This is a genomic window from Sinimarinibacterium arenosum, from assembly GCF_005047655.1.
In the GTDB taxonomy this organism is placed as follows: Bacteria; Pseudomonadota; Gammaproteobacteria; order Nevskiales; family Nevskiaceae; genus Solimonas.
Genome location: NZ_SUKF01000009.1, coordinates 20,231 through 46,870, shown reverse-complemented (window position 1 = coordinate 46,870; position 26,640 = coordinate 20,231). Strand labels below are relative to the sequence as shown.

At 64.2% G+C, this 26,640-nt stretch carries 39 protein-coding genes and 1 CRISPR repeat array; of the genes, 1 reads left to right on the top strand and 38 read right to left on the bottom strand.

The window, feature by feature from the left end; translation table 11 throughout:
* Nucleotides 1-54: 54 nt before the first annotated feature.
* From E4T66_RS17440 to E4T66_RS21430, 34 genes are all read right to left on the bottom strand, one after another.
* Nucleotides 55-396: a hypothetical protein gene (locus E4T66_RS17440; RefSeq protein ID WP_136850645.1), complete on the bottom strand. Its 342-nt coding sequence runs from the start codon at nt 394-396 to the stop codon at nt 55-57.
* Between the two features lie 51 nt (nt 397-447).
* On the bottom strand, nt 448-705 hold the full coding sequence (locus E4T66_RS17435; protein WP_211243005.1) for a hypothetical protein: 258 nt from the start codon (nt 703-705) through the stop codon (nt 448-450).
* The gene (locus E4T66_RS17430; RefSeq protein ID WP_211243004.1) at nt 692-1,306 is read right to left on the bottom strand and encodes a hypothetical protein; all 615 of its coding nucleotides are present in this window, start codon (nt 1,304-1,306) and stop codon (nt 692-694) included. Before E4T66_RS17430 ends, E4T66_RS17435 begins: the two co-directional genes overlap by 14 nt.
* On the bottom strand, nt 1,303-1,596 hold the full coding sequence (locus tag E4T66_RS17425) for a hypothetical protein (RefSeq protein WP_136850643.1): 294 nt from the start codon (nt 1,594-1,596) through the stop codon (nt 1,303-1,305). The genes E4T66_RS17430 and E4T66_RS17425 overlap by 4 nt, the downstream gene beginning before the upstream one ends.
* A gap of 291 nt (nt 1,597-1,887) precedes the next feature.
* Entirely contained in the window at nt 1,888-2,232 is a 345-nt protein-coding gene (locus E4T66_RS17420) for a hypothetical protein (protein ID WP_136850641.1), read from the bottom strand.
* A 123-nt stretch (nt 2,233-2,355) separates the two neighbouring features.
* Nucleotides 2,356-2,850 (bottom strand): Lcl C-terminal domain-containing protein, encoded by a 495-nt coding sequence (locus E4T66_RS17415; protein WP_136850639.1) that lies wholly within the window; start codon nt 2,848-2,850, stop codon nt 2,356-2,358.
* Nucleotides 2,847-3,419 carry a hypothetical protein gene (locus tag E4T66_RS17410; RefSeq protein WP_136850637.1) on the bottom strand — a complete coding sequence of 191 codons (573 nt, stop codon included), beginning with the start codon at nt 3,417-3,419 and terminating at the stop codon, nt 2,847-2,849. Before E4T66_RS17410 ends, E4T66_RS17415 begins: the two co-directional genes overlap by 4 nt.
* A gap of 554 nt (nt 3,420-3,973) precedes the next feature.
* Nucleotides 3,974-5,167, bottom strand: a complete 1,194-nt coding sequence (locus tag E4T66_RS17405) for a DNA-methyltransferase (RefSeq protein WP_169577687.1) — start codon at nt 5,165-5,167, stop codon at nt 3,974-3,976.
* A gap of 77 nt (nt 5,168-5,244) precedes the next feature.
* A complete protein-coding gene (locus E4T66_RS17400; protein WP_136850631.1) occupies nt 5,245-5,721 on the bottom strand; it encodes a WGR domain-containing protein in 477 nt (158 codons plus the stop codon).
* 11 nt (nt 5,722-5,732) lie between these two features.
* Nucleotides 5,733-5,948 (bottom strand): hypothetical protein, encoded by a 216-nt coding sequence (locus tag E4T66_RS17395; RefSeq protein ID WP_136850629.1) that lies wholly within the window; start codon nt 5,946-5,948, stop codon nt 5,733-5,735.
* A 68-nt stretch (nt 5,949-6,016) separates the two neighbouring features.
* Nucleotides 6,017-6,778: a hypothetical protein gene (locus E4T66_RS17390; RefSeq protein ID WP_136850627.1), complete on the bottom strand. Its 762-nt coding sequence runs from the start codon at nt 6,776-6,778 to the stop codon at nt 6,017-6,019.
* Nucleotides 6,779-6,882: 104 nt separating this feature from the next.
* A CRISPR array of direct repeats spans nt 6,883-7,339; the repeat unit is 29 nt; unit sequence CCGATCACCCCCGCGAGCGGGGAGAACAC.
* Nucleotides 7,340-7,421: 82 nt separating this feature from the next.
* Nucleotides 7,422-7,883, bottom strand: coding sequence for a hypothetical protein (locus tag E4T66_RS17385; RefSeq protein ID WP_136850625.1), 462 nt, complete (start codon nt 7,881-7,883; stop codon nt 7,422-7,424).
* Between the two features lie 16 nt (nt 7,884-7,899).
* On the bottom strand, nt 7,900-8,580 hold the full coding sequence (locus E4T66_RS17380) for a hypothetical protein (protein WP_136850623.1): 681 nt from the start codon (nt 8,578-8,580) through the stop codon (nt 7,900-7,902).
* Between the two features lie 66 nt (nt 8,581-8,646).
* Nucleotides 8,647-9,072: a hypothetical protein gene (locus E4T66_RS17375; RefSeq protein ID WP_136850620.1), complete on the bottom strand. Its 426-nt coding sequence runs from the start codon at nt 9,070-9,072 to the stop codon at nt 8,647-8,649.
* Between the two features lie 189 nt (nt 9,073-9,261).
* Nucleotides 9,262-9,666 carry a KTSC domain-containing protein gene (locus E4T66_RS17370; RefSeq protein WP_136850618.1) on the bottom strand — a complete coding sequence of 135 codons (405 nt, stop codon included), beginning with the start codon at nt 9,664-9,666 and terminating at the stop codon, nt 9,262-9,264.
* A 63-nt stretch (nt 9,667-9,729) separates the two neighbouring features.
* A complete protein-coding gene (locus E4T66_RS17365) occupies nt 9,730-10,521 on the bottom strand; it encodes a PD-(D/E)XK nuclease family protein (protein ID WP_136850616.1) in 792 nt (263 codons plus the stop codon).
* Nucleotides 10,522-10,604: 83 nt separating this feature from the next.
* Entirely contained in the window at nt 10,605-10,805 is a 201-nt protein-coding gene (locus E4T66_RS17360) for a hypothetical protein (protein ID WP_136850613.1), read from the bottom strand.
* A gap of 43 nt (nt 10,806-10,848) precedes the next feature.
* The gene (locus E4T66_RS17355) at nt 10,849-11,256 is read right to left on the bottom strand and encodes a hypothetical protein (protein WP_136850611.1); all 408 of its coding nucleotides are present in this window, start codon (nt 11,254-11,256) and stop codon (nt 10,849-10,851) included.
* Between the two features lie 119 nt (nt 11,257-11,375).
* On the bottom strand, nt 11,376-11,717 hold the full coding sequence (locus E4T66_RS17350; protein ID WP_136850609.1) for a hypothetical protein: 342 nt from the start codon (nt 11,715-11,717) through the stop codon (nt 11,376-11,378).
* Nucleotides 11,718-11,836: 119 nt separating this feature from the next.
* Nucleotides 11,837-12,460, bottom strand: coding sequence for a hypothetical protein (locus E4T66_RS17345; RefSeq protein WP_136850601.1), 624 nt, complete (start codon nt 12,458-12,460; stop codon nt 11,837-11,839).
* 4 nt (nt 12,461-12,464) lie between these two features.
* Nucleotides 12,465-13,334: a hypothetical protein gene (locus E4T66_RS17340; protein WP_136850600.1), complete on the bottom strand. Its 870-nt coding sequence runs from the start codon at nt 13,332-13,334 to the stop codon at nt 12,465-12,467.
* A 58-nt stretch (nt 13,335-13,392) separates the two neighbouring features.
* Nucleotides 13,393-13,602: a hypothetical protein gene (locus E4T66_RS17335; protein WP_136850598.1), complete on the bottom strand. Its 210-nt coding sequence runs from the start codon at nt 13,600-13,602 to the stop codon at nt 13,393-13,395.
* A gap of 30 nt (nt 13,603-13,632) precedes the next feature.
* Nucleotides 13,633-14,061 carry a hypothetical protein gene (locus E4T66_RS17330; protein ID WP_136850596.1) on the bottom strand — a complete coding sequence of 143 codons (429 nt, stop codon included), beginning with the start codon at nt 14,059-14,061 and terminating at the stop codon, nt 13,633-13,635.
* Nucleotides 14,062-14,169: 108 nt separating this feature from the next.
* Complete coding sequence (locus E4T66_RS17325) at nt 14,170-14,547, bottom strand: hypothetical protein (protein WP_136850594.1); 378 nt, start codon at nt 14,545-14,547, stop codon at nt 14,170-14,172.
* A 104-nt stretch (nt 14,548-14,651) separates the two neighbouring features.
* Complete coding sequence (locus E4T66_RS17320; RefSeq protein WP_136850592.1) at nt 14,652-15,980, bottom strand: hypothetical protein; 1,329 nt, start codon at nt 15,978-15,980, stop codon at nt 14,652-14,654.
* A 142-nt stretch (nt 15,981-16,122) separates the two neighbouring features.
* The gene (locus E4T66_RS17315) at nt 16,123-16,521 is read right to left on the bottom strand and encodes a hypothetical protein (protein WP_136850590.1); all 399 of its coding nucleotides are present in this window, start codon (nt 16,519-16,521) and stop codon (nt 16,123-16,125) included.
* 53 nt (nt 16,522-16,574) lie between these two features.
* Nucleotides 16,575-16,964, bottom strand: a complete 390-nt coding sequence (locus E4T66_RS17310; RefSeq protein ID WP_136850588.1) for a hypothetical protein — start codon at nt 16,962-16,964, stop codon at nt 16,575-16,577.
* Between the two features lie 65 nt (nt 16,965-17,029).
* Complete coding sequence (locus E4T66_RS17305; RefSeq protein WP_169577686.1) at nt 17,030-18,466, bottom strand: DNA cytosine methyltransferase; 1,437 nt, start codon at nt 18,464-18,466, stop codon at nt 17,030-17,032.
* Nucleotides 18,467-18,523: 57 nt separating this feature from the next.
* A complete protein-coding gene (locus E4T66_RS17300; RefSeq protein WP_136850584.1) occupies nt 18,524-19,009 on the bottom strand; it encodes a class I SAM-dependent methyltransferase in 486 nt (161 codons plus the stop codon).
* A gap of 5 nt (nt 19,010-19,014) precedes the next feature.
* Complete coding sequence (locus tag E4T66_RS17295; RefSeq protein WP_136850582.1) at nt 19,015-19,395, bottom strand: hypothetical protein; 381 nt, start codon at nt 19,393-19,395, stop codon at nt 19,015-19,017.
* A gap of 17 nt (nt 19,396-19,412) precedes the next feature.
* Nucleotides 19,413-19,631, bottom strand: coding sequence for a hypothetical protein (locus E4T66_RS17290; RefSeq protein WP_136850580.1), 219 nt, complete (start codon nt 19,629-19,631; stop codon nt 19,413-19,415).
* Between the two features lie 22 nt (nt 19,632-19,653).
* The gene (locus E4T66_RS17285; protein ID WP_136850578.1) at nt 19,654-20,013 is read right to left on the bottom strand and encodes a hypothetical protein; all 360 of its coding nucleotides are present in this window, start codon (nt 20,011-20,013) and stop codon (nt 19,654-19,656) included.
* Between the two features lie 332 nt (nt 20,014-20,345).
* Nucleotides 20,346-21,605, bottom strand: a complete 1,260-nt coding sequence (locus E4T66_RS17280; protein WP_211243003.1) for a site-specific DNA-methyltransferase — start codon at nt 21,603-21,605, stop codon at nt 20,346-20,348.
* A 2-nt stretch (nt 21,606-21,607) separates the two neighbouring features.
* On the bottom strand, nt 21,608-21,931 hold the full coding sequence (locus E4T66_RS21430) for a hypothetical protein (RefSeq protein WP_169577685.1): 324 nt from the start codon (nt 21,929-21,931) through the stop codon (nt 21,608-21,610).
* Nucleotides 21,932-22,259: 328 nt separating this feature from the next.
* Between E4T66_RS21430 and E4T66_RS17275 the strand changes: the two genes are divergently transcribed.
* A complete protein-coding gene (locus E4T66_RS17275) occupies nt 22,260-23,117 on the top strand; it encodes an alpha/beta hydrolase family protein (protein ID WP_136850576.1) in 858 nt (285 codons plus the stop codon).
* Nucleotides 23,118-23,205: 88 nt separating this feature from the next.
* Here the strand turns inward: E4T66_RS17275 and E4T66_RS17270 are convergent, their stop codons facing one another.
* The 4 genes from E4T66_RS17270 to E4T66_RS17255 form a co-directional block, all read right to left on the bottom strand.
* Nucleotides 23,206-24,621, bottom strand: coding sequence for a hypothetical protein (locus E4T66_RS17270; protein WP_136850574.1), 1,416 nt, complete (start codon nt 24,619-24,621; stop codon nt 23,206-23,208).
* A 255-nt stretch (nt 24,622-24,876) separates the two neighbouring features.
* Nucleotides 24,877-25,335, bottom strand: coding sequence for a hypothetical protein (locus tag E4T66_RS17265; RefSeq protein WP_136850572.1), 459 nt, complete (start codon nt 25,333-25,335; stop codon nt 24,877-24,879).
* Between the two features lie 76 nt (nt 25,336-25,411).
* Nucleotides 25,412-26,107: a hypothetical protein gene (locus tag E4T66_RS17260; protein ID WP_211243002.1), complete on the bottom strand. Its 696-nt coding sequence runs from the start codon at nt 26,105-26,107 to the stop codon at nt 25,412-25,414.
* A 30-nt stretch (nt 26,108-26,137) separates the two neighbouring features.
* A complete protein-coding gene (locus tag E4T66_RS17255) occupies nt 26,138-26,575 on the bottom strand; it encodes a hypothetical protein (protein WP_136850568.1) in 438 nt (145 codons plus the stop codon).
* Nucleotides 26,576-26,640: the final 65 nt, after the last annotated feature.

Below are 26,640 nucleotides of genomic sequence, written 5' to 3'. Positions count from 1 at the left end.
CGTGTTTCGGCAGTGCCGCGTTGCGGTCAGTCATGGTCTCCATCCGCATCCCGCCTAGGAAAGATTCACGCGCTTCGGGGCCAGCAGGGCTTGAACCCGAGCCTCAATCTCACGCGTACAGATCCCGCACTGCGTCCAGCGGTCTCCGAGCGCTTCAATCTCCACGAAGTCAGTGTCCGCGTGCCGGCAGATATTCTCGCGATGGAGTGTTTGACACTCGAACGGCGGAGAGGCGGGTACAGGACTTCCCTCAATATCGAAGCACCGCAGCTGCGCGCGGTTGCTGGCCAGTTCAACCTGGCGCACGCGATAGCGAGTGCCGTAGAGGTCCTTGACCTCGACCAGCGTCAGATCAGGGGAAGCGGGTGTTGTTACTGCCATGACGGGCTCCGGCATTGGTGATCCTTCCGAAACCGTATCCATCACTCGGCGCCCCGCTGGGGCCGCTCATAGAAATTCTGTCTGGTCGGCCGGGAACAGCTCGTGCAACCCGCGCCGTGCAGCCTCATCACGAATGAATTGCGCCTGCTCTCGCAGTGACGCCAACATGTCAGTGGCGGTTGCCTCTGAGCACCCGGATTTCAGGAGAAACGACACGGCGTGAATAGCGCCCTGCTGAACAAGCGCCTGACCTGTCAGGCCGGCATCGTCCATTTGCGAGAACAACGCTCGCGCATCGGCGGTGTAGTGATTAATCTGCGCCATCTGAACACCCGGGGCTCTGTTCATCCTTGCTGGGCGTCAACGCCTCGCCTCCGTTCCCTGTGCGTCCAGCTTCGCGGGAGCTTGCAGCATCCGGGTCGGCCGGCTTCAGATGCGCCACGGCCCAAGCTCGCATTCGCTGCCAGCGTTCCGATGGGTGGTTTTCGTTGGGCAGACGCACGCTGCGAACATGGCGCCCCCAATCGGGTTTGTACGGCCGCACTGGACCGCAAATCTCCACGTCCACCCACTTCCACTCGTCGACCACATACTCGTCGTTCATGTACATGATCTCAGCCGCCATCGCTCGCGCGATGCCGAAGCGCTTGCCCACCTGAGCGGGGTCGCAGGTGTCCTCGCTACCGAGGTCATCCATCTTCGTTCCGCGTTTCGCGCCCAGCACGCCGAGCGTGCAGAACTCACCGGCGGCCGTGGCAAAGCTGCCTGCGAACAAGCGTTTGTCCGGCATGGCGTCCAACGCTTCCACCAGTTCGCGGAGTAGCTGTTGTCCGCGCTTGCCTTCAAGCGCACGTCTCACCGCCTGTCGCCAGCGTCCGTGCGCCAGAGGGTCGTCGTTGTCGTCTGTGTAGCCGCTTCTGCTCATTGCGCACCGCCTGTCGCGCCGTCGTTCGCCGGCAGCCCGCCAGAATCGAGCGGCCCGGGCGTCGAGCGCCCCGCCACACGTGCGGCAATGGCTTGCCACGTCGGTTCGTACTCCGGCCAGTCGTGCTCCACCACCAAGGCTGGCGCGCTGTCCTTGCCCCGCTCGCGACGTTTCATTTCAACGAGGCTACACAGGTGCTCCAGCGTGCGCTGCTGCTCGCTGTTCAGAGCCGATGCGACATCGGAAGTTTTGAGGACGATGTAGCGGTGTTCTCGCTTGAATTCACTCATTTGCTTTCTCCTGGGATGTGCGAACAGAGGGATCGCCCCAGGCGCGCTCCTGTTGATCCAGCGCCTCGCGACCACGGCGAGTAAGTGCCCAAAAGATTCGATCACCGCCTGCGGTGCGCCGCTCCTGGCTGAACCCCTGGGTGAGCCAGCCGCGACGCACCATGGGTCTTGCGGCCGCGTGATCGCCAAGGTGCAGCGGGTGAACGCGGTCACTGGCTGCCGCGCGACGTAGCAAAGACAGCTGAGCCTGCGAGATGACGGGGCTCTGTCGAGCGGTCGTAGCGGAGCGCGTCATGAGGCAGTCCAGAAGGCGCGCGGCGCCGGGGGCGTCGCGGCCGGCGGGCGGCATGCTTCTACCAGTGCTCGGCGCAGGCGCAGGCGATCGTTGATGGTTGCGGTTGTCGTAGTAAGCGACAGCTCATAGAGAAACAACGCACGCTCAAGGCGCGTTCGCAGAGCCGGCGGCGCTTGCTCCAGCGTGGCGCGGCACTCAAGGATCAGGTTTTGTTTGGTCGTGGCGATCTGACGCCCGAATGCAGACCCGGCGCACATCAGGGAAGCGACGCACAGCGCGGCTAGGACCGCGTTCGCGGTGCGCCGTGAACGCAACGCATCAGCGGCAGGTTGAGCAGTCATCGGCGTCTCCGCGAATGGACAGTGTCACGCGACCCTATGCGGCCACCTGGCGCCCCGCGACGGGCCGGCGGTGCATGGGCTTCCATTCCTAGACGCCGCCCCGGGGCTCTGGGGAGCGATCTGCTACCCGAACATCGCGTTCGCGTCCCACGTCTGCACCTCGGGCAGCGGCGGGAGCCGCGGGGACTGCATCCAGTCGACCATGGGTCCGCAGGCCCAAAGCGTGGCAAGGGTTGCTGAGTCCGGACGCGCCAGGACGCTGCCATCAGCGAAATTGACGCACCACACGCGGCCCCTTGATTTGCGGCATGCCGTGCCGGATCGGTGCCAAACCGGCTGCACCAGCGCCGGGGCGACATCGAGGAGGACTTGCGGCACCGCAATCGTGCTCGCCTCAGCCCGGTCCACGAGGGACTCCAGCGCCTCAATACTCGGCACGACAAAAGGGAGCCCCCGGACGGGCGACAACAGTCCCCCGCCCTTCAGATAGTCCGGGCGCGACCACAGCAGTCCGGTGCGACGGTCGAGCAACGCCCACGGTGCCGGAAGGCTGGCGTCCGAATAGTGGCGCGCGAAGCGAGGCGCACTCAATGCGGGGTGGCGGTTCCCGGCGTTCATTGCCTTGCCTGGGCGGGTTGCGGCGTATCGTCCCGACTCGCTGCGAGGTGTCGCAGATCCGCCAGGCGAATGGCGCATTCCGCGCCTGCGCGAATATCGAACGCATGCAGTACCCAGTCGGGCGACTCGTCCAGCGCGCCGCAGGCGGAGCGCCCCCAGACCACCCCCAACGGAACGAGGGCGCGCGGGACGACTTCACCTCGCCAGTTGGCGCAGCCGATCCTCAGCGGTTGCGACGACGTCCCCGCTTCCACGATCGCGGATGGCACTTCGGTGGCGTCTTCGAGTGCTGCCTCCAGCCCCTCGGCGATCTCAATCGGCGCACCGCCATGCCGCAGTGCTGCAACAGCAATGCACATCGCACTCTTCAATCGCGCGAGTTGGGCCTGGGCATCGACTGCACCCCGGCGCCGCCCCAGCGCGTACGCGTGGTCCTGCGCCGACTGAATCGAAGCATCCAGACCGCGACACAGCGACTGGGTCCGTTCATGCCATTGCCGCCCCAACTCGTTGAGGTCATCCGCCGGGACTGTGCCCGCTGTCGGAACGCCACCGCGTACGTCATTCATGAGAAATCTCCGAGTCCGAAGATCGTTCGGGGGATGGATAGGGCGCCTGCGCCAATCGAGCGTCGCCGTATACGCAAGACGGGACGGCGATCACAGGCCGGTGAGCCAGGCGTAAGCGCAAAATAAAAGAGGGCCGCGAAAACGCAGCCCAACAAGGCCCAAATGGGGGAAAGAGCCTTGGTCAGAAATGAGGTCATGATGGCGATACCGCGCCTGCGGCCCTGTGCATCTCCGCGCCCCGCGCCACACCAGGGCAAGGGGATTCCACGATACGTGCGGGCAGTCCGCCATCGCGAGCGCGGGACTGGTCCGCGCCGGCCAACAGAACAAGCAACGCCACTGGCGCGACTTCAATCTCCAGCCGCACGCCGGAACAACCGGCCGCCAACGCTACGCTGTCAGTTCCACGCATGATCTACTCCCGTCCCAGGTGACGGCACAGCCGGCCCGGGGACTCAAGGCGCGGCCCACAAACCGATGGGGACATCGCATTAGACGGCGGCTGCGACCACCCACCTCCAAGCGGCCAGTCGCAATACCCCAAGTGGCCCTGTTCACAGGTTTGGCAGAAGCAGTTGGTTATCCACGTGCGGTACCGGCACATGGCATGGACGGGCTTCCGCAGCCCACACCGCAACAGACTGGTCAGTTACGCCCGGGAGCATGGACACAAGTTCGGGGGTCACGCTGGCAAGGCGTTCCGCGCGCATGTCCTCGTAGAACAGGTCACACCCGGAGAAGGGGCGCCCGGTTTTCTTACACACTGCAGCCGTGGTGCCACTGCCAACGAACGCATCGACAACCAGGTGCGTGCCAGGCAGGGTGTACAGCATCACCGCGCGCCGCACGATTTCTTCAGGGAACTGGGCCGGATGTCCTGTGCGTTCGGGGTGGTCGTTGCCGACGTTCGGAATGCGCCAGACATTCGAGGGCCAGCTGCCGGCCCAGTGAGACGAAATCTGTCCCTTGCGAGGTCCGCGGAACGCGCGCTTGTTGGGCTGCAGCGTCGGGGTGCGGACCGGAGTGGGATGAAAGACGGCCGGCTCCCCTTTCGAGAAGATCAAAGCAGTCTCGCTGCGCTCTGCCAGCCGACGCTTGGGCGTCAGGCCATGGGGCGTCTCCCAGACCACGCGGTTCTGGTAGGACAGCTGCATTTCCTGCAGATAGGGGTACAGCAGGATATCCAGCGGATAGGGCTTGCCGGTGTGAGGGTTGAGCGTGGACCCGACCTGGAGAAAGAGCACACCGCCGGGCGCCAACGTTCGCTCCATCTCTGACAGGACCATCAGAAGCCAGCCAAGGTAGCGGTGGAATCGGTAGTTGTCGGCGCCGGGACTTCCGCCGTAGGGCTTGCCTACGTTGTACGGAATGGACGTCGCGTGAAGTTGCACCGACTCATCGGGCAAACCGTCGAGAAAGTCCAGTACGTCCGCCTTGGTCGTTGAGTTGATCACTTCGGCCAGGTACTCGCGCTGACGCTGCTTGCGCGCCGCCGCACGTTCCTGAATGCGCGCCTCCGTCTTGCGTGCGCCGGCGCGGCACGCCAGGTTGTAGATGCGCCCGCGACTCCACCCGAACTTTTCCTGCGTGGCGTCGTAACTGGTGGCCTGCAGATGCTGCAGCACGTCCGCCTCCTCATCGCTCAGGGTGCTCAGCGAGTCCCCGTGGCGGAGCGGCGCCGCGATCGGCGCATCCGATGCGACGGGAGACCCAAACCGAGTCGGGACTGTGGCGGCCATGCTGGTCATGCGGACGTGCTCCTGGTGGGACTCCATCTGTGTTTACTAGACTGATTCACGCCGGCCCCGCACCGAGCGGGACGCAGCTATCCAAACAGCGCGTCCGAGTCCCACCGCTTCAGTGCATCGGTCGCCTTGGGGGAGGACATCTGAGCGGAAACCTCCGCACGAACTACAGCAAGGCGGGCCTCGCGCTCGGCTTCCGCCTTGAGCTGGGCCATCTCCGCAAGCTCGTGGAAGAACTCACCATCGATCAGCGACGGAGTCGGCGCGAATGCCTGAGACGCCACATATCCGCGCCCACGCTTCTGCGTAATGAGATCGTTGAATTTTTCCATGCACATGAACTTACGACCGCGCGCAACCACCAGCACCTGGCCTCCGCCGACCAGCGAGTGCTTGACCAGTGCGCCATAGCGCACGTAAAGCGCGAAGGTCCCAGAAACGTCCTGCCTCACCTCCAGCTCATAGAAGGCACTGCGCGTCGAAGTGTTCTTCAGCAGCTCGTAGGCAACGAGTGCCTGCGGGCCAGTCAAACCTTCAAGAGGAGTCTTAGCGGCCATAGCACCTCCAATCAGGATGCGTGCGAGCGCGACATAACCCGATGCGCGGTTTCTACCGGCGTCGTTTTTGCGGCCCAGCACTCGTCGACCAGATCGGGCACGACCTCCACCACGCCCTGCGCGTCACCGTTGGTCATGTCATACAACTCACAGATGCAGTGGCACACTTCCATCTCCCAGGCGGCACGATCCGGGGACAGCGGGGAAAGCGGGCGCAGCGTTGGCATTGGGGGCTCCGTTTTCGGCAAAAGTGCCGGCTTGAGTTCACCCTACGCGCCGAGATGCGCCCCGCACCCTACAGCGCCTGTGGTGCCTGACCCGCAACGCCCTTCACAGGAATCAGTCCATCGGGCGTCAGAGTGAAAGAGCCTTCCAGGTTGGTGTCCGAAATGTCACGCACCAACTCGGCATACGCCATCAGATCGAACAGGAAGTCGCTCACGTGCTCCGAGACATCCGGGATGGCCGAATCCACGCCCATGAGATCGAGGACGTCATCAGCGGCACCGGGGTCTACATAGAATTCATCGCGACTTTCGTGCGAGCGCAAGCCAACATTGCTCACGCCCACGGTGAAGTCGGCCGACACCACGTTGTATGCCTCCACGGCAATCTCGCAGTCGATCCACACCGCAAGGCCACCCGGCGAGAGAACCGCCGGAGCGAGGCTCGCCATCTTCTTACGCAGGGCACGAAGCTGTTCAGCCTGGGCCTCGGCGATGAGCGATCGCAGCGCGGACGGATAGTCCGCCGTCGAATACTGACCACGAAGTGTCGCCAGGAGAGCCGAGTGCTGTTCGTCGTGCGCTGCCTTGCCACCATCACCAACGTCCGGTACGTCGCCACCGCAGCGTTCAAGGGCCTCGCGCACCCATTCCCAATAGCCGCTGTCGGTGAAGCCTCCTTCACAGTCGTCAAGCCAGGCCTCTCGCGGGTGGTCCGGATGGCCACCGCGAAACTGCAGGGCAAGCTGCTCGGGCGCGGGGATGGGCTTGCGCCGCGAACTGCTGGTGTCCGAAGTAAGCGTTGGTTCGGCGACAGACGAAAGCGATGACATGATTGGCTCCACGCGTTGGGGGACAGACCCAACCGTAGCGATTACAGGGAGCCCCGCGAACGGGGAGAACACCGTCGATGCTGTCGGCTAAGCAGATGGCGGGCCCGATCACCCCCGCGAGCGGGGAGGACACGCTCTCCGAATTGCGGGGGCATGCCACAAGTGCCGATCACCCCCGCGAGCGGGGAGAACACGCACCCCCCTACCCAGTGGCGACGCTCTACCAACGATCACCCCCGCGAGCGGGGAGAACACGACGACTTTGAACCCTGGGTTCTGGGGTCGATTCCGATCACCCCCGCGAGCGGGGAGAACACGCGGACGTGCTCGTCACCGTCGAAACCAGCATCCGATCACCCCCGCGAGCGGGGAGAACACATCGGTCACAAGCGTGGCAGTTTGTCGCCATGCCGATCACCCCCGCGAGCGGGGAGAACACTTCAAATAGTGTCAGTCTAATGGCTGAGTTGTCCGATCACCCCCGCGAGCGGGGAGAACACACGCGGTCGCCGGCCACGTAATTGAACGCCTGCCGATCACCCCCGCGAGCGGGGAGAACACACTTAGACCAAGTCCATGAAAAGTGGCGCGGAACGCCGGGTGCAGAATTCTACCGCGCACAGCAGGCAGTGCCAGCAGGTCGTCAGGCTTGCGCCAGTTTGCCGTTCGGGTCACCAAGAGAGGCAGCGCATGCGCTGCACAGATCGTCGGCGACCCAGTAACACGCCTCGCCGGTGCGCTCGATGCAGTGCGAGCAGTCGTCATCCGTGCAGCCGCATACCCTGCATCTGCGTACGTCGATGAGTTCGGTGCGCGGCAGGCCGCTCATCGGCGCGGTCCGCGTTGCAACCACTTTCCAGTCGCCGAATGCCCGCCCCGCTTGCGTGAGTCCCGCGACCTCCATCTCAAGTGAGGTGGCGTTCTCCTCTGCCGCCGCGCAGCAAAAGAGCATCGCTGCCGCCAAGGTCGTTACGCGGTCGAGCTGGGCAGCGGTATCGGTGATGAGCGCAATCTTGCTCCTCACCAATGCCCCGAGCGCCGCGTCGTCCAGGTCGCTCCAAAGGGCGGCCGCCTTCTCTTCATCCGTCAGGATTAGCTGTGCCATGTCGACTCGCGCCGAGTCAGTGCGCGCGCCGCGAGAACGCCTGCCGCTCCGGAAGCGATGCCGGCGCCCCCAGGGTGCGCAGCACCCGCTGCAGAAGATCTCCCTCATGCTTGATGGTCAGCGACCACTCGTCTTCCGGCAAGGGTTCCAGCTGCAGCGAGGCCCCCGCCTCGAACAAGGCGTCAACCAACAGGCGCAGTGGGTCGCTGGTCTCGCAGGAAAAGACCACACGCACGCTCCCGTCCCCGGCACGCTGCCAATGTACCGATGTCACCCCAGGCTGCAGGTGCAATGGCGAGCCCCACGGCTGTTCGACGCTCTGATAGCGATCCGTCAGTCCAACGGCCGCCGCGTTGATCTGGGCGGTGTCCAGGAGGCGGAGGCTACCCTCGCGGTTGATTGCGCAGGCAGTGCCACCCACATAGGTCGGACGTTTCAGCGGGCCGTCGATCTCCGCGGTGGTGAAGATCGCGACTTCACCCTCCGGGAGGTGCGGCGCCACAAGGTCGACCAGAGCGGGTGAATCTGCGGTCGCGCCCAGCTCAGGCCACACCGCAGCGTCGGGCCCGTCGAAGAGACACACCCGGTTGTCATCGACCCACTCGGCTTGCACCGACGGCAGTGCCGAAAGCGCGGACATGAAGGCCTCGCGATCGGCGACGGAAAATACGTTGCTGCGAAGAGTGCGCAGTGTCATCAGTGACCCCTGTGATTGGCTTGGTGATATCGACCCTACGAGTCCACGACCGCCCCCGCGGGGCGCCTAGTGAAGGACCCGGGGACCAGACGTCACGAACACGCTGTGCGGAAACAACGACTGAATGCCGTTGGTCGCCGTGGCAACGACCGACTCCAGCGCGGCAATCAGGACACGCTGTAGACGCACCGCAACGGCATGCGCGGCAGTTGCGGTGCCGGCCTTGTGCATCCACTCGCCCAGCACCATGACCGGTTCCATCAGGCTCAACGCATCCAGGGACACGCGCAGCTGTTGCGTGTCCGCGCTGCACTCATCCGGCGCGGCGCCGGCAACAGAATGGGCCAGACGCGTCAGGGCAACATGCGAGGGATCGCAGCCGCCGTAGGACGCCGCGGCGCGCTGCAGAACGTCATGAACCTCCTGCAGCTCTTCCACGGAACCCATCAACAGCACCGCCGGGCGCTCGTACACCACGTCGAAAGTCAGCACGTCTAGCTCCGCAGGAAATGGAAGCTTGACCCTAGCCAGCCCAGCGCGCCCCGCGATCGCACCAGGATCATCACGGCCGTGCCGATCCGACGCGGAACCGCCATCCATGCGCGCGAGGAACACCGCAGCAAAGGTGGAATCCAAGGGTCCGCACTGACCATCAACCGCTGCCGGTTTGGAGTCCGGCCGCTACCCGAACAGCGCCGTAGCGTCCCAGGCAGCGACCGCCGCAACAAACGCGGGCGTGTGCGCCAACAGGGCCGCCCTGTACCCCGATTGCGTAGGGACATCGCGGCGCCGCATCGTGTGCACACTGACGGCATTGCGGGATAGTTCCGACAGGGGGCCGGATACACGAGGGTAGGCTTTCAGGAGACTCCGCACGGCGCCCCCGACACTGTCGGCATGGCACAACGCGTGGAAGGTCGGATAGTCGACCAGCGCGTACTGGTAAAACTTGTCTCCCCGGAACTGCACTTCGAGGGTGGCCGACTCCACCGCATAGGCAATCCGCGTTACGGGGCTCTTGCTCTGCGCGCGATCGATCAGAATGACCGTGGGATGGATCTTCGGCGCGGGCGCGGGGGTGCTCATAGGGATACCGTATGCACCGCGCCCAGCGCCGCAACCAGAACCGCTGTTTCTTGCGGAGAGCGGCTAGGCCGCCAGAAGCCCCGAACTCGATGGCGCGTCCGTCGCGAGCATCGGCAGCGCCGGGCTCAGTGCTGCCATGGCGGCGGCGCGGTAGCTGCACCACTCACAGGTGGCGCCGGCCTCCGGAATCGTGTCGCTGCTGGCGCAGGCCACCGCCGCGCGAAAGGTTGCCTTCACCCAGCCCGAGTCGCCATCGCGCGGAACCAGCATGTTGCGAAACTGGAGCACGTTATCGAATGCCGCGTGGGTCTTGTCGCCATTGACATAGTAGAAGTAGCCGCGATCCGAAACGGGAAACGGTAACTCCTGCTGGCGCAGCAGGAACGTGTAGATTTCCATCTGCCGCCCGTAGCCCGGATACAGGCTTTCGGTGTTCGGATCATCCTTCTTGGATGTGGCCTTGTAGTCCGAAGGATGCAGTGTCAGGCGCGAACGATCCAGCCACAGATCGTCAATTGCGCCATAGAGGGTCCAGCCGGTCTTGGGGTCGGTCCAGCGGACGCCCTGAAAGTTGTTCGTCCACTGAGCCAAGCGCGGGTCCGCATACGGGATCATGTCGAGGCCGTTCTGCGTGAACAGCGGGTGCGCTGCCCCCGATGCGCGCAGGGCATCGAATTCCTTTTTCAGCAAGGCATCCACCGCGATGTTCAGCGAGAACGCCGGTCCACTGACCTGTCGAACGCCCTTGCGGACATTCAGCCAGAAGCACTGCGGGCACTGGCAGAACAGCTCGACCTTGGAACGGCTCAGCTGGCGCTTTTTCAGCTCAGTCAGGCGCGGTGCTTTGGCAGTCATGGCGAGTCTCGGTGTAGGTGGCGATATCCCTACCCTATGCACCAGCAACCGCCCCACACGCGGGTGAAGTTACGCCCCGCCGATCAGGACGTGAAGCGGTCGCGCTCGGAGTGCCGCAGCTGCTCGGCCAACTGCGCACGCCGCTGGCCCTCCCAGCACTGGTCGCACAGACCTGTTCCCGTCATCGTGGTCTTGCGACCACATCCGGTCGCGCAGTCGATGATTCTCTCGTGCCAGCGATTGAACGCCGCACCGTGGTGATAGCTGAAAACGTTCACATCCATTCAGGTTCTCCGGCTATTGGGACGGGCTACGCCTAGCTTGCGCTCACCGCGCCGCCGACCGCCGCCGTGATTTGCGCTCGCGCTCCGACGCGAGTTCCGCTTCCAGCTCACTCACTCGCGCACACGTCAGAGGACCTCGGCTGGCAATGAACGAAGCAAGAACCTCGCGGCCACCCATCGCCGCCGCTGTCTCTACGACTGCTTCCGCGTCGCGAAGGGTCAAAAGAACGTCGTCGTTCGGCGCCGTACCGCGCCGAGCGAGGAGGCGCGCCGCGGAGATCACGAAGATAAGAATTCCGGCCCACATGACCAGCTTGGCGATTGGGACAAAGACCTCCGCCTGGAGCACCGCTCCGCCGCCCAATGCCGCGCACACCCCAAAGCCCATGGCGTGGCGGATTTCACTTAGTTCCAGACGATGAACTGCAGTTGGGCGGTCTTTAAGTTTCATGAGGATCTTGCAGGGGGCACTTGATGGGGCATTCTTGCTGTAAACAGTGCGCCCCGCCACCCCCGAAAATTGCGTATACGCAAGACAGTACCCATGACCGGGCGGCGCGGCGTCGGGGTCTAGCCGGCCGCTCCCCCGTGTCGTTTGAGGGTTTTGCTTGACACGCAGGGCGAGTCAGGACCGAAAAGACCTGGGCATTTGGCGCGCAGCAGACGATCGGTTGTCTCGTAGATCACCGCTTCTTCAAAGAGCCGCGCCATGTGGTCGAGACCCTTGCGGATACATTCCTGCCGGATTGACGCGGGCACCGGCGGGGTCGAACTCAGACTGACTTCGATGACAGCCTGCCGGTCGAAGCGCCACGCCATTTGCCGTAGCCAGTGCCCGATCGTCCCACGCCAGCCACGACGCGGCCGTCGGGTTGTGACGCTGTACCGATATTCACCAATCTGCTCAACCATGTCGGGCTCCTGAAGTCGCTGATGCGGCACGTCACGGACGGATCGGCCAATCGGAGAATCGAGTGGCATGACCGGCGTGGCCGTTACCCCACTCTACGCAGGCGCCCCTGCCCCGCAGATCAGCGACCGTACTGTTGATTCTCGGTGCGCATATCGTCGGCGAGCTTCATGTTGTAGGCGCCGGCCACACAGTGCGGCGTTGCGAGAGTGAGCCAGCCGGTTTGGCGGTGGTCGGGCTTGTCATAGAGCATGTAGGCGGCGGCGCCCAGGCTCAGCAGATTGACGCCGATGATCGTGGACCACTTCTGACCCAGGACCGGGTTGCCTTCCTCAGCGCCCTGATTCATCGCGTGATACGTGGACCCCAGATCGAACACTGTGCAGCCGACGGCGGTCCACAGCGCGCCCCAGTCGTTGCTGGAGTATTCGACAAACGGTTCCTTGCGTTGGCGTGGGCCGCCAAACGGGATCGTCACGGTGGCCGTTCCGGTGGAGCTGCGTCGCGTTCCGTAACTGACATCCCAGCCCCCGCTCTCAAGCCGATTGCGATAGGCAATCGGGCGGAGCACGGCGGAGGATTCTACGATCCGCACGCTCTGCGTTGCTCGCGGCTCGCTGTACGTCGGGACATAGCCCAACTCGGAATCAAACGTCGGGTCAGAAAGCCCGGCGCAGCCGGAGAGCGCGCACACCAGCACCGAACCCAGCAGCGACCGGCCCACACGGTTGTTCACGAAGCTCATGCCGTCAGCATCCGAGCTGCTTCATCATTTGGTCGGCCCGGAAACCCTCGGACCCTTGCCGTGTGGAGGTCCACACAATCGCCCGATCGCGGTCGTACTCTTCATACGCGTAACCCGGCAACAGCTGGTTCACGGCGTCGCGCCAGGCGCCAGAGGATCCCTCCCGCAGGGACGTGCAGCGCGAGGATGCCGTGCCTGCGGCCATCAAGGGCGCGGCGGAAACGATCGTCAGACGCTCCCCAGGTTGGGAGCGAATCGGGTCCTCGTTCGGCGCAGCGAAATAGGTTTCAACCGGGCTGGTGCGGATCACGGGCGTCGTCATCCCGGCCAGCGGTGAGCTGGAAGCGGGTTGGGCCGGCGCTGCATCCAGTGGGGAGCGATAGTCACTCGGCGGCGAGTAGGTTTCGATGCGCGACGGTGAAGCGGTGACTGCCGGGGGGGTCTCCAACGGCGAGTGATACACCGGTGCAGCGGGTGCGGCGTCGGACAGCGACGCCGGAGCGGTCGTTTCCAGCGGGGAGCGCCCTGCCGCACTGCGCGATCCAGAGCGCCGGCCCGCCAGCCCCTGTTGCGTCTCCCGAAGTTCCGATTTGAGCGCGGCGATTTCGTTGCGCAGGGCCTCCATTTGCACGTCGCGGTCGGACTGCGTCTGCACCTGGCGCACCACGCTATCCATCATCGTGCGCTGCGAGCTGCCGACCTGCGCCTGCGCTTGCTGCATCTGACTGATGACCTCACGCATCTGCGCCAGTTCGTTCTTCAGCAGCAGCACTGCGGGATCGCCGACGCCGATCACTGGACTGGACGAGGAAGACGGCGCGCTCGCGCCGAGTGCAAGCAAACTGACAACAAGGGCAATGGCTGTGCGGTTCATGGTGATACCCGGGACATCGTGTTGCGTGCGCCTGCCGCAACGGAAAAATGGGGGGCGACTACCGTCGCCGGGCGCGTTTCATGTGATGTTTGCGATGCCGCAGCGCGTGACCCATGCGCTTGGCGGCGATTCGCGTGAACTGGTCGACTTCGGCTGCGCTGAGAGCCGCGTCGCCGTTGGTCGGTTGGACCCATGCGCGACCCCGGTCCAGGTCGATGAGGGACAGGGTGCGCCCTGAGGACAGCGCCACATCGGGCTTGCGGGGCATGACGCAACTCCGGGACTTTGGGTTCGACTGTCACCCTACGGCTCCTGAGCGGCCCCGCTGCTGAGGAGGGAGACGCGACTCTGGCCGCGTGGCCGCCTCAACATTCGAGCGAAATGCCCACTGCGCTTTGATCCGGGAGATGAGTCCGGACCGGTGTGGACGCACCCACAGCGATGTAGGACCGATCTCGCAGGCCCAGATGCCGGCCAGGGCCCAGCCTTGGCCGTTCGGCCGCGTTGGGTGCCACTGCGCGAGCAGGGCCGATTCGGGCTCGCCTGCTTTGAATCGGTGATGGACTTCCCCGGCGTCCCAGTCGTCGGCCAGGTCGACGTAGCGGCACTCATACCCCAGCGCCGCAAAAGCCGCCGGAAAGGAGCTGCCGTACGGAATATCGGGCGTGTCGGGATGCCACAACGCCCCGCGCGAATCGCGGGCCGGCAGCCGATCAGCTTCAAACATTGAAGGCGCTCCAGGGTGAAAGGTCAGTTTCACCCCCTTAGACGCCGCGAATGACCATGAGCCACGAATCGGCGCCCACACGGGTCCGCGCGGGATTACAGGCGCCCGTCAGCCAAAAAGAGCGTTACGGTCCCACGCAAGGAGCGGCGCGGTACGCTGATGCGACAGCTGCGCCGCCGACACCAGCGGCGCGCCGTCGATGGGTGAGGCCGCCGAAAACTGGTAGTGAAAACGCTGGAAATCCAAGGCCTCGAACTCGGCCGCCAGCGCGGTCATAGCCGCATAGCAAGGCAGGTATTCGCCCCGTGCCGGCTCCCACACGCGGGGTTCGGGACCAATACCCGAACTCATGCAAACGAGCACGAAGCGCTGATACAGCGTCTCGCGCACCTCCATGACGACGTGCTGCGGCGTCTCTTCGGTCAGATTGAGAAACTGGATGGCCGCGGCAATGCGAACAGAGGCGGGCTGTGCGGGGGTCGCCATAGGAGTCTCCTGGGATGAGTTCACCCTACCCAGGCACAACCGGCCCGCAATCGGGCCTGCTTTGGCAGCTACAGCGAGGGGGCGGCGACGGCAGTTACCCTCGGTCAGACGTAGAAGAGTTGGTCGAAGAGTTCGCGCATCTCACTGCTTCGCGCCAGTGGGCGGGCGGCGGCAGAGAGGCGGTTACGAAGTTCCGGAGGGCACGAGGGCTCGATGAGAAAGCGATCGACCAGCGTCCGATCCAGGAATGCGTCTTTCGCGAGATCAAAGCCGGCATCGAGTAGCACTTCGACGGCGTTATGGTTGCCACACATGAGGGCGGTATACATGCTGGTCTGCCCCGCCGGCAGCATCTGGTAGATATCCGCTCCCATTTTCACTGCGTATGCGAATTGCTCATCGCGACGGCGCTGTGCGATGTCATGAAGAATCGGACGTGACTGCCCATCCAACTGGTTGAGTGTTTCCGGGGCCAGCTCCACGATGCGTTTGAAGTCCGAATACGACCCCTCCCTCACGATGTAGTGAATGGGAAGCAGGCCGGCGCGGCACGGAATGGCCGCGTGCACAGGTGAGCGGAGCACGACTTCGCGATATTTGGCGAAGTCCCAGTCGGGCATTTCATAGAGGGCCGGATACTGCGACCACGCGCCAAGGCCAGTAGCGACGCACACTTTGGTCGGCAGGCGGGACAGCATGAACGATGCGAACACAAGCCCTTCGGAACCTTCAGCAAACGGAGGCGCTTCGTAAACCGCCGCCTCGGCGGGCGTCAGTCCGGCCAGCGATTCCGCTCGACGCCCCATGAGGTCCCGGTAATGAGGGTACTCGTCCAGCGGCGCGTGAAACGCAACCTTGGGCGCCATGCGAGCGACCCGCTGTCCAAGGGTCTCACCAGGGGGCGTATCGCCCTCGGCGAATCGGCCGAACGCTTGCGCCAGCACGGGGTCCATCAAAACCTCGCGGGCCGCCGGACCTGGGACCTTGAGCGCGCCGCCGCTGGACGGGGTTCCGGTCGTGGCATTCCGGGCCAGAGCCTGCATGTCGACATGGACAAGCTGCTGTCCGTCATCTTGGGCGCAGAAGGCCGGCACTGAGGCCACGGCATCAATCAGGGCGCTGAGCTGAGCGCCCGTCTCCTCAAGAATGGGGCCTTCGAGATCGCTCATTGCGCGGAGGCGCGACAGAAGCTCAGCATCGGCCAGCACGAACCACAGCAGCACCTGGCTCCGGATCGTGAGCGCTTCCAGCGATGCAGGATCAACCTGTTCACTCTGCGCTTCGAGGAGCTCGGCGAGAACGGCCTGCAACATCTCAGGGTCCTCGTCCCATTCGAGCTGGGGTAAAACAGGGAGCACGAAGTCGCCAAGCTCGTGCGAAGGCAACGGCGGCACATCGAAGCCATCTGTTTCATCGAACTCATCAAAGGCCATGGCGCGACAACCTCATAGGCGGGTAATTCATGATAGACAGCACGCGTGCCCGTGTTGGGCCCTACGCCGCCACCCGGCGTCGCGCCGTGCAGGCTCTCACACGATGCGAACAGAAGCGGGCTGTGCGCCCATGGGGCGCTCTTCAGTGGGTTTCGTCGCCCCCAAGGAGTTTCGCGATACGCCGCAACAGTGCGTCGTCCTCAAACTCTGCAATCTTGGACAACCACGCTGTGCTTCGTGACCGAGTGAGAAACAGCGCAGAAACCAGTCCTGCAACAAGCCCGAGCGACGCGCCAGCGAAGAGTGCGCGGCCGGAATGGTCCATGCCTGCAACGCCCCCCACCGCAACGGTCAGCAACAGCAGCGCGCCCAGTATTGCAAAGAGCCGCCGCGCCCATGCGCGCGTGGTAATGACCACCGCGGCGACCAGTCCGAGAGTCAGGCCAAAAAGCCACGGGCGGGAAAACCAAAGCTCGTGATTCAGGAGTGCTGCCACAATAGTGAACGCAAGGGCAAAGAGAGCCGCGTGGCTTAGTTTCATCTATCGTCTCTGATGATCAGTTAGAACATTGATTCCGAAAATACCACGGCGGATCATGTTCGATCTCCGATCACGACGTCCGAAGCGGATCCGCCGGCCACTTGAGCAAGAGCTGCGGCATGCCGTGCGGCCGCCTCGGGGTCACAGGCGTTCGCAAAGCGAGTGTCGGCCCAAAATTCATCCTCAGTGGCGCAGGGGTAGAACCACCGGCCGCGGTTGCGTCCACGCAGCCACTGGATGCCGACCCCCGGCAGAGCGCCGTCGTCGGCCGGGTGTCCGCGGAGGCAAACGGACGTCACGCGGAAGCCGATGCCGGGATAGCCAAAAAACGCATATTGGTTGCCAGGATTGAGCGGGCGGCGGTCGACGCGAGGATCAAAGGGTGAGCGCGCCAGACAGACGTCGTGCGGAGCCGGCAGCATTGGGGTGGTCTGTTTCCTCATGGACACTCTCGCCATTTGCGCAGGGACGACTTAGACCCTACCCGTCCTTCCGTTCCCCGCAATCGCTACGCCGCGAACAGCGAGAGCTGACCAAGCGCGGCGCGCGGCGACAGGTCCACCGGTGGCAGCTGAGGCGGAAGAATTTTCGGCGCGCTGCGCAGCCGCTGTATGCCGTTCCCGATCATGCGTCCGACCGCAACGAACATCGGGAAGAGCACCCCCTGCCCTAGAATCTCGTGCGCCGTCGTGTCGCACAGACCGGCCACAAGCCGCTCGGGCGCCCCTTTGACGCGGGCGTGTTCTGCCGGCGTCAGCAACCGCGACTTGTTCGGGTCGCCCGGGCACGCAACCCGAATCTCCGTGCTGCGAACCTTGGCGTAACCGCGCCCAATCGTTCCGCAGCTGGTGGCATCAGGCCCGACGATCTGCTGGCGGAATCCCTTGCCGGCCTCGATGTCGCGCACCTCTTTGGCCTTGAGATAGTCGTATCGCTTGAAGCGGGGGTCGTCAGCCGGAATGTCCTCCAGCAACTCGCCGAGCGTCTTCGGCGCAGTGGCTGCCGGCACGAGGTCCTCAAAGCGCACATCGACGCCCTTGGTGGTGGCGACCATCACCAGTCGCTGGCGGTCTTCAAAGGCGCCGAGCGATCGGTCGAGCACCCGGTGTTCAACGGTGTAGCCCCATTCCCGCAGGCACGAGGTGATGACCGCGAAGGAAACGGTGTTCGCGTAGGACGGCACATTTTCCAGCAGGCAGACGGTCGGGTTCACCGCCTCAACGATGCGCAGGAAGTGAACGAACAGGTGCCCGGCGGTGGCATGGTCCTCAGGACGCGACAGCTTGTTCTTGGCGCGTCCTGACAGACTGGCCCCGGTGCACGGAATTCCAGACGCGAGCACGCTGACCTTGGGCAGCCGCGACAGATCGATCTCCTGCATGGAACCCTGCACAAGCAGGGTATCCGCAGTCACAGCGGCACAGCGCTTGTTCAGGCTCCCGACATAGTCCGGTTCCATTTCAACAGCGAAGCGCATCTTTGATGAGACCCCCGCGCGCGCCAGTCCGACATGCAGCGCCTCGGCCATCACGCCGCCGCCGGCGCAGACTTCGCCAGTGCTCACCTGACCCGCCGCCAGCTCCTGCAACAGGCGCTCAACGCGTTCAACCTCGCGCTGTGTGTGGTGATGCAGTTCGATCTCGATCCCATCGGCGCGGATCGCCACAACGACGCGGGCGCCGGTGCCGAACATTCCCAGCTGCTGGTTGTTGATGTCGATGAGCGGGACATCACCGTCCGCACGCTTGCGCCGGCACACAATCCGGTCCCCTTCGTCGGAAACAATCAGATTCACGCGCTTGGCATCGGCATCGTAGACCGGCGTGTATCGAGCGCCAACATCGAGGCCTGCCGCGCGAAGACGATCCGACTCGATGAACAGACGCGGGGCGCCCTTGTTCTCGCCGATGGTGAGGTACAACAACTTGGACACTTGGGCGTGCATAACGATCTCCTGTCGATAGGAGTACCGTACGCAGCGGACCGAGCCCCGCATTGGGTCCTACGCCGCCAACGCGTATTCCGCCAGAGCCACGCGCGGGAAGTGGCGCGCCGCCACCTTGCGGACCTGCTCTTTCCACGCCGGGTTGCCTGTAGGGCGTCGCGGCGCGACTTCCGCATAGATATCTTCAAGCCGCGCCCGTCCACCCAAACGATCGAGCGCATCACGCACCACGGCGATCCACGTCTTCGGGTTCAGCCGGAGCATCTCGGCAACACGATCGGGCATCGACGCGACATCCACGGCCTCGTGGTACAGCGCCATGCCGGTCATGATCCGACGCTGGTCCTTGCTGAACAGCACGAAGGACAGCGGGTGCTTCAATCCGGGGAACAGCGTGCGCGGGAGCATCTCCGCCTGAAGCGACCAGTTTTGGTTATATCGGCATGCCCGATCTTGAGTCTGGAGGCTGTACGAAGCCAGCAGAAGCCCGACCCGCCCGCCCTCGGGAAGCAGGCGATGCGCGGTGTCCAGCAGGTCATCCAAGAGGCTCAAGCGGAACGGGGGTTGCCCAAGATGGCGCTCGGCCGCAAGTCGAACTTCACCTGGCGGAAATCTCCGGTGATGACGCGCCGTCCGCTATTGGCCCGAGCGATGTCGGCCAGCTCAGGGTCGATCTCAACGCCAAGCGCCTCGACGTGCGGCGGGATCGCACTCAGAAAAGCGCCGGTCCCGCAGGTCAACTCGAAAACACAATCGTTGGCGTCCAGCTCCGCGAAATGGCGCTGCACGAGTGATTCGGCGACCCACATCGGCGTCATGTACTGCCCGAGTTCACGCTGGCGTGCGGAGGCGTCTCCGGTAACGGCGGGCGCGGGCGGCGGAGACACACTGAGGTCTTCGGGGAAATCGAATAGCGGCAAAGTTTGCATGTCTGTCTCCTAACCGATCAGGCCAGTCGCGTCACGGTGTGATAGTCGCCGTAGTCCGGGTCGCGCCACGTCTCGCCAATTGCCAATGCGGCAATGGCGTCGCAGTCGTCCGGCTCGTATCCGACATCCGCAGAAAAGAACGCCTGCGTGACCTCCACCTCGGCGTCGCGAACACAAAATGTGCCGGGGTCCCAATAGGCCCGGAATCGCTTACCCACAGTAGCTGTGCCATTCATGTCGAACTCCCGGAGCCGGCCGTTAGGATCGCAACGCGTCGATCGCTTGGAGCAACAGTCGCTCGGCTCGCGAAAGCGAGGATTCGATGCGTTGGTACTCCGCGGCACTGAGCACCACGACCTGCAGCGTCGGCGTCGGCGACGACAGGAACGATGCCGCAGAGGACTCAAACGCGTCTGCGTCGGCGAGCGCATCGGCGATGCCGCCATCGATGTCGTCAAACATCCCTTTCATCTGCTCCACCTGGTGGCGCAGCGAGTCGACGGTGGTCTGCGCACCCCGCAGCAGCGCGATCAGGCGAGCATCGAAGGCGCCTTCCGCGCGTGCGATTGAGATGAGGTCTGTTGAGGTCGTGGGCATAGAATCGTCTCCGGTCGTCATGGGTCCACCGTATGCCTGCAGAGCAGCCCCGCGACAGCGCCAACTACGCGCGCTTCCGAGTTTCCAACGGCGAGGCCTCGATATATCCGTCAGCCAGAAGAGACCTCACAAAACGGTCGCGTCCGCGCTTTCGGGAAAACAGACAAATATCGAAGAACGGACTTCCGTCGTCGTGTTGCTTCACTCCGTCGTGGTAGCTGACCACATACTTCGCACGACCAACATTTGAAGTTTGGCGAAAGCGTTTCATCTGTAAGGACTCCAGTGGGATGGGGGCACCGTACGCCGACGCCGTCGCCCCGCGAACAATGTTGCGGCGGGACCGAGATCGCTCACACAAACAACCGGGACTGCGATGCCTCCTGCGGGTGCGCCAGCGCATCCAGCAGCGGGTTGATCCATGCGTCGGGGAACCGGGTTGCGGCCCCACGGACGTGCTCTGCAAACAGCTCGGTGCTCGCCCACCTCTGCCCCAGGGCCTCGGCCGCCACGCCTACGGTGTTCGACCCCGACATCGGGTCGACCGTCAGGTGATCGGGCTCTGTCAGGAATCGAATCCAGAAGTCAGCCAGGGCCACAGGAAATGGTGCGCCGTGCGCGGGCAGGCCCAGTGCCTTGCTCGCCTTCTTGTACGCGCGCTGGGATGCACAGTTGTGCGGCAGGTGCATCACGTTGCGCGGGATGCGCCCGGCGGTCGCGCGCGAGTAGCTGCCCTCGCGGATGGTGTATGCGCCGTCGCTGTAGCGCGCGGTGCGTTGCTCGCCGCCACGCGCAATGAGCTTCCTGTGCTGATCGGTGTGCGGAAGCAGCACCCGGCGGTTGTCGGCGAACGACAACGCAGGTTCGTTGCAGAACACCAGGCAGAATTCGTATCCGACGTTCAGCTGCATCCGTTTGATGGAGGCCCACTGCACTGGCCCGGGCGGCTTGTTCGGAACATCCCATATGGCGCGATCCATCAGATGCAAACCGAGCCGATCATGCAATGCCAGCGTCAGCCGTTCGATGAAGAGGCTCCGAGCGGGAGACCCGCTCACGAAAATGTCCTGCCCGATAGAGAGGACAACGCTACCGCCGGGCGCAAGCCAACGCACCACCGGCTCGAAGCACGCGCACAGGAAGTCAACGTACTCCGCCTCCGGCACGTTCCCATAGTTTCTTTGGTGCGCAAGAGGGTACGGCGGGCTCGTCAGGATGAGATGAATGGGCTCGCCGAATGAGTGAAACGCGTCGCGACAATTCCCAACGAGGGCGACCCCCAGGCGGGTAGAAAAGCCGATGAGCACCTGGCCATCGCGAGGCGCGTGGAGTTTGGCGCGCCCCGTGGAGGTGAGCCGCCACACGCCGCGCTTGTCCGGCGCGCGCTCCAGCCACCCGCGCGCGCGCATGGTTTGCTGGACCCATCGCGCGGTCCTCGTAAGCCGCCCGTGCTTCGCGCCGCCACGACCGATCGGCGAGCGTTCACGAAACTGCGACGGGGTGGTCCCAATCATTGCGCCGACCGCGTCGTAGAGTGCGTCGTTTGAAACCTCGCGTTCGCCGGCTGCGGCATAGGCGGCATGAACCGCCCTGAAGATGGAGGCCTGCTGCACGCCTACGCCTCCAGATTAGTCAGGCGGCACAGGATCGGGACAGCCCCGAGGTTCGGCATCACCCGCGAGCGCACGGTCGCCATCAGCGCGGTGTGAAACGGCATCTCTGGGTTACTCCCCTCGCCCGTCAGTGACGGATCAATGGTGACGATGACGTCGGAGTATTCGCCGACAGGGCCGTACGTGTGCCAGGTGTACTTGGTGACGGGGCCTTGCAGCCAGGCGACAAATGCCGGGTCCGCAAACCACTCCGGCACGTTGAGCACCAGCTGCAGGCCCAAATCGCAACGGACGCGCGGCAGCGGGACGGTTTGAGAGATAGGCATGTCAGTCTTCCGGTGTGCTTACCTCCACCGTCCCGATCCACGCGCGCCCCGCACGTCCGGTTGACCGGCCGACAAGCGCGGAGCAGATTGGCCGCGTCAGGGAGACTGGGGAGTCGAGATGAGACAGAGAGTCCAGTACATCGCAGCACTCGTCGCGGGTATTGCGGCAACCTCGCTAACCGGATGCACCGCAGCGCGGTTAAGGGCGTTGGACGCGACCCCAAACAACGCGGGAGTTGAGGAAGGTTGGGCGTTCTGCAACGTCAGATACCTGGACATCTACGGGTACCCGCCCGGGGCTTCCGCACCCGCGCGTGCAGAGATTGCTGTGCGCGGCTACCCCTATGCGCTGACGGGTGCGATCGCCTTGCAGAAAGACGACGACACAACGGCCAAGCATGAGTTGTCGCTCCCGGAGTGGATCGTCGCCATTCCGGAGCTGAGCGTCGATGATCCGGACACCGGCTTCCACGCCGAGACGTTCGTGCGCTACGCAACGCGCACTGACGAAGCCTGGGAAATCACGGCGGATCCGGCGAAACCGCTTGAGATGATCGTCGCCTTTCGAGGAACGGACGGTTTTGACGATTGGTGGAAACACAACCTGGCGCTGTTCCGCGAGCCGGCGCAGTTCGCGCCCGCACGCGCGCTCGTCATGCAAGCCAAAGCGATGGCGGCATCACGCGGGATACAAAGGCTTGTTGTCACTGGCTACTCATTGGGCGGCGGCCTGTCGCTTCACGTGGCGCAACATCTGGACACCAAGGCGTTGGTGTCAGAGGCCTGGGCCTTCAACAGCAGCCCGCGCGTAGGCACGGTTCCGAAGCCGACGGCAGCCGAAGCGCAGCGCCTCTGGGGCGCCGCAATCTACGGCGAAATTCTCACGCTCATCCGGTTTGGCACGCAGAGCATCCCCGACAAGCACTGGTCCAATGATTTCAAGCATGTGAAGTCCAGTTCGATTTACGCGCACTCCCGGTGGGTGCTGGCGCTGCAGATGCTGCACGATGCCGATCTCGCCATGTTCATTGAGTCAGGGAGGGCGGCGCAGATGACGCCACCGCTCAAAATTCTGTCCGCCTCCCACTTCGCCGCGTGCACGGACGCGACCCGTGCTCAGATTGCGTCCGCGCGAAAGAAAGCCGGCCTCAGTCTGACGCGCACCGAGGCCGGACGATCGCCTTGAGCTTGCCGCCCGCGGCTACGACGCACCGGGGTCCAGTAGAGACCAGATACAGTCAACAACAATCGGGCCAGGAATGGATGGCGTACAGCTATTCGGGAACGGCCGCGATCTCGACTCCATCAGTCGGATGCCGACGTGGCGTGAGCCCACAGAGCTTCGCGATCGCATTGCGCTGCGCATGGGAGATGTCAGTCCACACCCAGGCCACGCGGGATTCGTAGTTGCCGCGAAGCACCAATGCGCTGCCCACGTCGCACAGGTCCGCCTTGTACAGCGGCTCGATCACACGCTGGACCAGGTCTCCTGCCTCGCCGAGAACGTCAATGACAATCGAGTCATGTCCGGGCCAGGAGCGTTCGGAGTCGGAACCCGCCCCCGCTTTCAGCAGCGACAGCGTCGTGTTCTGAACCTGGAGCTGGCGCGAATAGGTGCGACCGCTCCACTCCGCTGCACCGCCGATCCCGAGATGCGGGGCGGCGGCAACAAAGGCGTCTGCAGCGTCGATAGAGTGCGCCGCAAGGCGTTCTGACACCTTCTCTGGGGCCGTGCTGGGGTGCAGATGCCAAGATTCCAACAGCGCCGCGTCGTCGTCTTGTGAGTCCGGGCGGCACGCCGCGAAGCGCAGTCCGTAGCTGGACGACTCTGTCACCTTGATCTCGCATCCAGGCGGCAGATCAGTGCAACGGCGGAAGAACGCAGCGAAGGCATCAACGGGATCGCGATAGCAGCCCATCAGTTCAAAGTCATCACCAACGAAGCGGCCCAATACGGAGGGGCTCAGCGTCACGCAGGCGCTCTCCTCAGCGGCGACCAGCGCCGCCCAACTGCGCGCGCCGAAGGCTGCGGCTGTCACCTGCTGGGCCTTCTGATTCCCCAGGGGCGCCCCAGCGACCGCGAGGCCGGCACGGATCACCGCCGCGGTGCTGTGTAGCGAGGACACGAGCGGGTGCCCGGCGTGTGTGATGTCGGTTCGGTGCGGGACCACGATGTGGTGTTCGCGCAACCCGGGCAGGCTCGCGAGGCGCGCCGTCAGACGCTGAATGTCAGAAAGATTTCCGAGCAGGAGATTCCGAAACAGACCGCGGACACGATCCCGGGCGGATCGCGAAACAGTGCTGAACCGCACCGGCGAGATGTGAGCTTGCATGCCATCACTGGCTTCAACCACAACGCCGCCACCTACCGACCGAGCGTCGCGAATCGACGCACGACGCTCGTCAATCGTGTGGACTACACAGGCGATGGCGTCGGCAGCACTGCGGGAACAAAAGGTGGGCTCGTACGGCAACACGCAGGATGCACTGCCGAGTCGGCTCAGCTGGACCAAATGCCAGTCGGAGTCCCCCGGAGGATTGGCCAGGCGCGCGACATGGACAAGATCGCTGTCCTCGGTGTGGAAGCTCAGGTAGCGACGGAGCCTCTCACGATCGGGGTCGAGTCCAGCAAGCGACCGCGTGCAGTCAACCAGGCGCGAGGCCAACGCTTCAAGGGAGATTTGGTCCATCAGAAACTCCACGACGCATGACGACGGGAGCACACCTTGCCGCCTCGCGTCAGAGTTTCAGATGTCGAGGAATGCAGCACCAGCGAGGCCCGGATTCTCCATGCCGAATGATCGGTGTGTGCGGATGGTTTCAGGCGACCGCCTTTAAGATATTGCGTTTGCGGATGCGATGCAACGCTCTGTCGGACACATCCGTTGCCCCGAAACGAGGGAAGGGAGGACTCCAACTCCGAGTGCGTGCCTGGGTGTGCCCGGCTATTCGATGGGAGTGCCCCGCTCATAGTCGAAAAGCGTCTGGGCCTCCGCGGACGGCTGAGCGGTCCAGCGACTGGTCCACACCTCCTTGAGTTCTTCATTAGCTCCGAGCGGGAGCCACTCCAGGGCGTCCTCGTCAGCACTTTCGGTGTCATCGCCGAAGATGACCACGTCCACCTCGCCGGCGTCGCACCCGACCGAATGGATGGCGCCGCCGGAATTGTCGACGACCACCAACGACGGGACGAGCCGCAGGGTCTGTGCCGTGATACGAACCTCGCTCAACGAGCTGCCAGAGAAGATCAGGAACGGGGCGACGTACCCGGCAGCCGCGGCCTGCTGCTTGGCCTTTTCCTCGGCCGCCTCGCGATCGTCAGCATCGATCACGTAGGCTTGCATCGTCGCGCAGCCGCTCGCATCCACGCAGGCCACGGCAACCTCGAAAACATTGGCGCTCATCATCAACTCCGTAGGGCTAGGCACTTCACCCTACGGGGATGCGCGCGCCCCGCGATCAGGTCGGATCGGCAGCGCGCTAGCGCGCTGCGTCCCAGGCGCGGAGCCGTGCGTGGGTCACCCGGGTGCGGTATGCCGTCCACCCCAGCTTTGCGGTCAGGAGGGGAATCAAGTCGTCAACGGACAGCGTCAGCAGCAGGCGCTGCGTTTTCGCATCAACTGGCCAGCCGACGCTCGGGAGTCCCTGCCGAACGGCTTCGCGCCGAATTGTGCGCACGTGCCGGCCTAGCCTGCGGGCAGTCTCCTCCGCGCCCAGGCGCAGTAGATGCTTCGACACAAACTTGCGCTCACGCGCGTCGAGTGCGGTGAGCTTGATCAGCCCCAGCTTCTTCGCACGCGTGTTGACCGCCCGTTTGGTGCGCCCCAGTTCCTCGCCGCACGCCTTGGCGGAATTACTGACATACAGGGCGGCGAATTGCTCGTCGTCTTCCGGCTCCCACGCGCGCCGATGATTCGGCGGCAGTCGCCGCGGACGACGAGGCTTCGGCGGCTCCACGGATTCGGAGTGACCCTGGCGCGTCGGGCTGGCACGCAGCAATACCACGCCAAGGCGCGCGGCTTGCCGGCGCACCCAGTGCGCCGGCATATCGATGAGCTCCGCCACTTCCGCTGCGGTCCGACGCTCGGACGACTCCACAATCACCGCATCGATTTTCGCCGTCGACAACGGCGAGCCTTTCGAAGGAGGCGCTTGAGTACGGGCAGTTCTGGACATTGCAGCTGGAGATGGAAGTGTGAGGAAAGTCTACGGCACAGCGGTGGGCGAGGCGTCCGATCGGGCTGGGCCGGAGCGGAGCGACCTGGTGGCCGCGTCGAGCTCGCAACGGTGGATCGCATACTGCAACTCACGAACCTTCAGCCAAGGGACCCTGGCATATTTGTCGTAAGACCCCGCGAGCCGCGCGGCAGCGCTCTCAGCGGCCGGACAGGGCCCGGAGAGCTCGGAATACGCCGAGATCGTCGCGAGGTAATACTCGTCGCTCGCCGCCAACCCCTGGGCAAGGAACACCACCGCCTTTAGCGACACGCCCACGCCTCCCAGCGCGAAGCCGACGAGGAATAGTAGGCGGAGGAGGCTCCGCCGCGCGGCCCACCACAGGTAGACAATAGTGATCAACGCAAGCACGCCCACCAGCGCCACGCACGGGGCCCATCCAGATTCAGCAAGGTAGTCGTTCAGCATCGGGCCTCCAGAGACGGAATCGCGAACGGTCCCCGACTGGGTCCGCCATCACCACCGTAGCGATC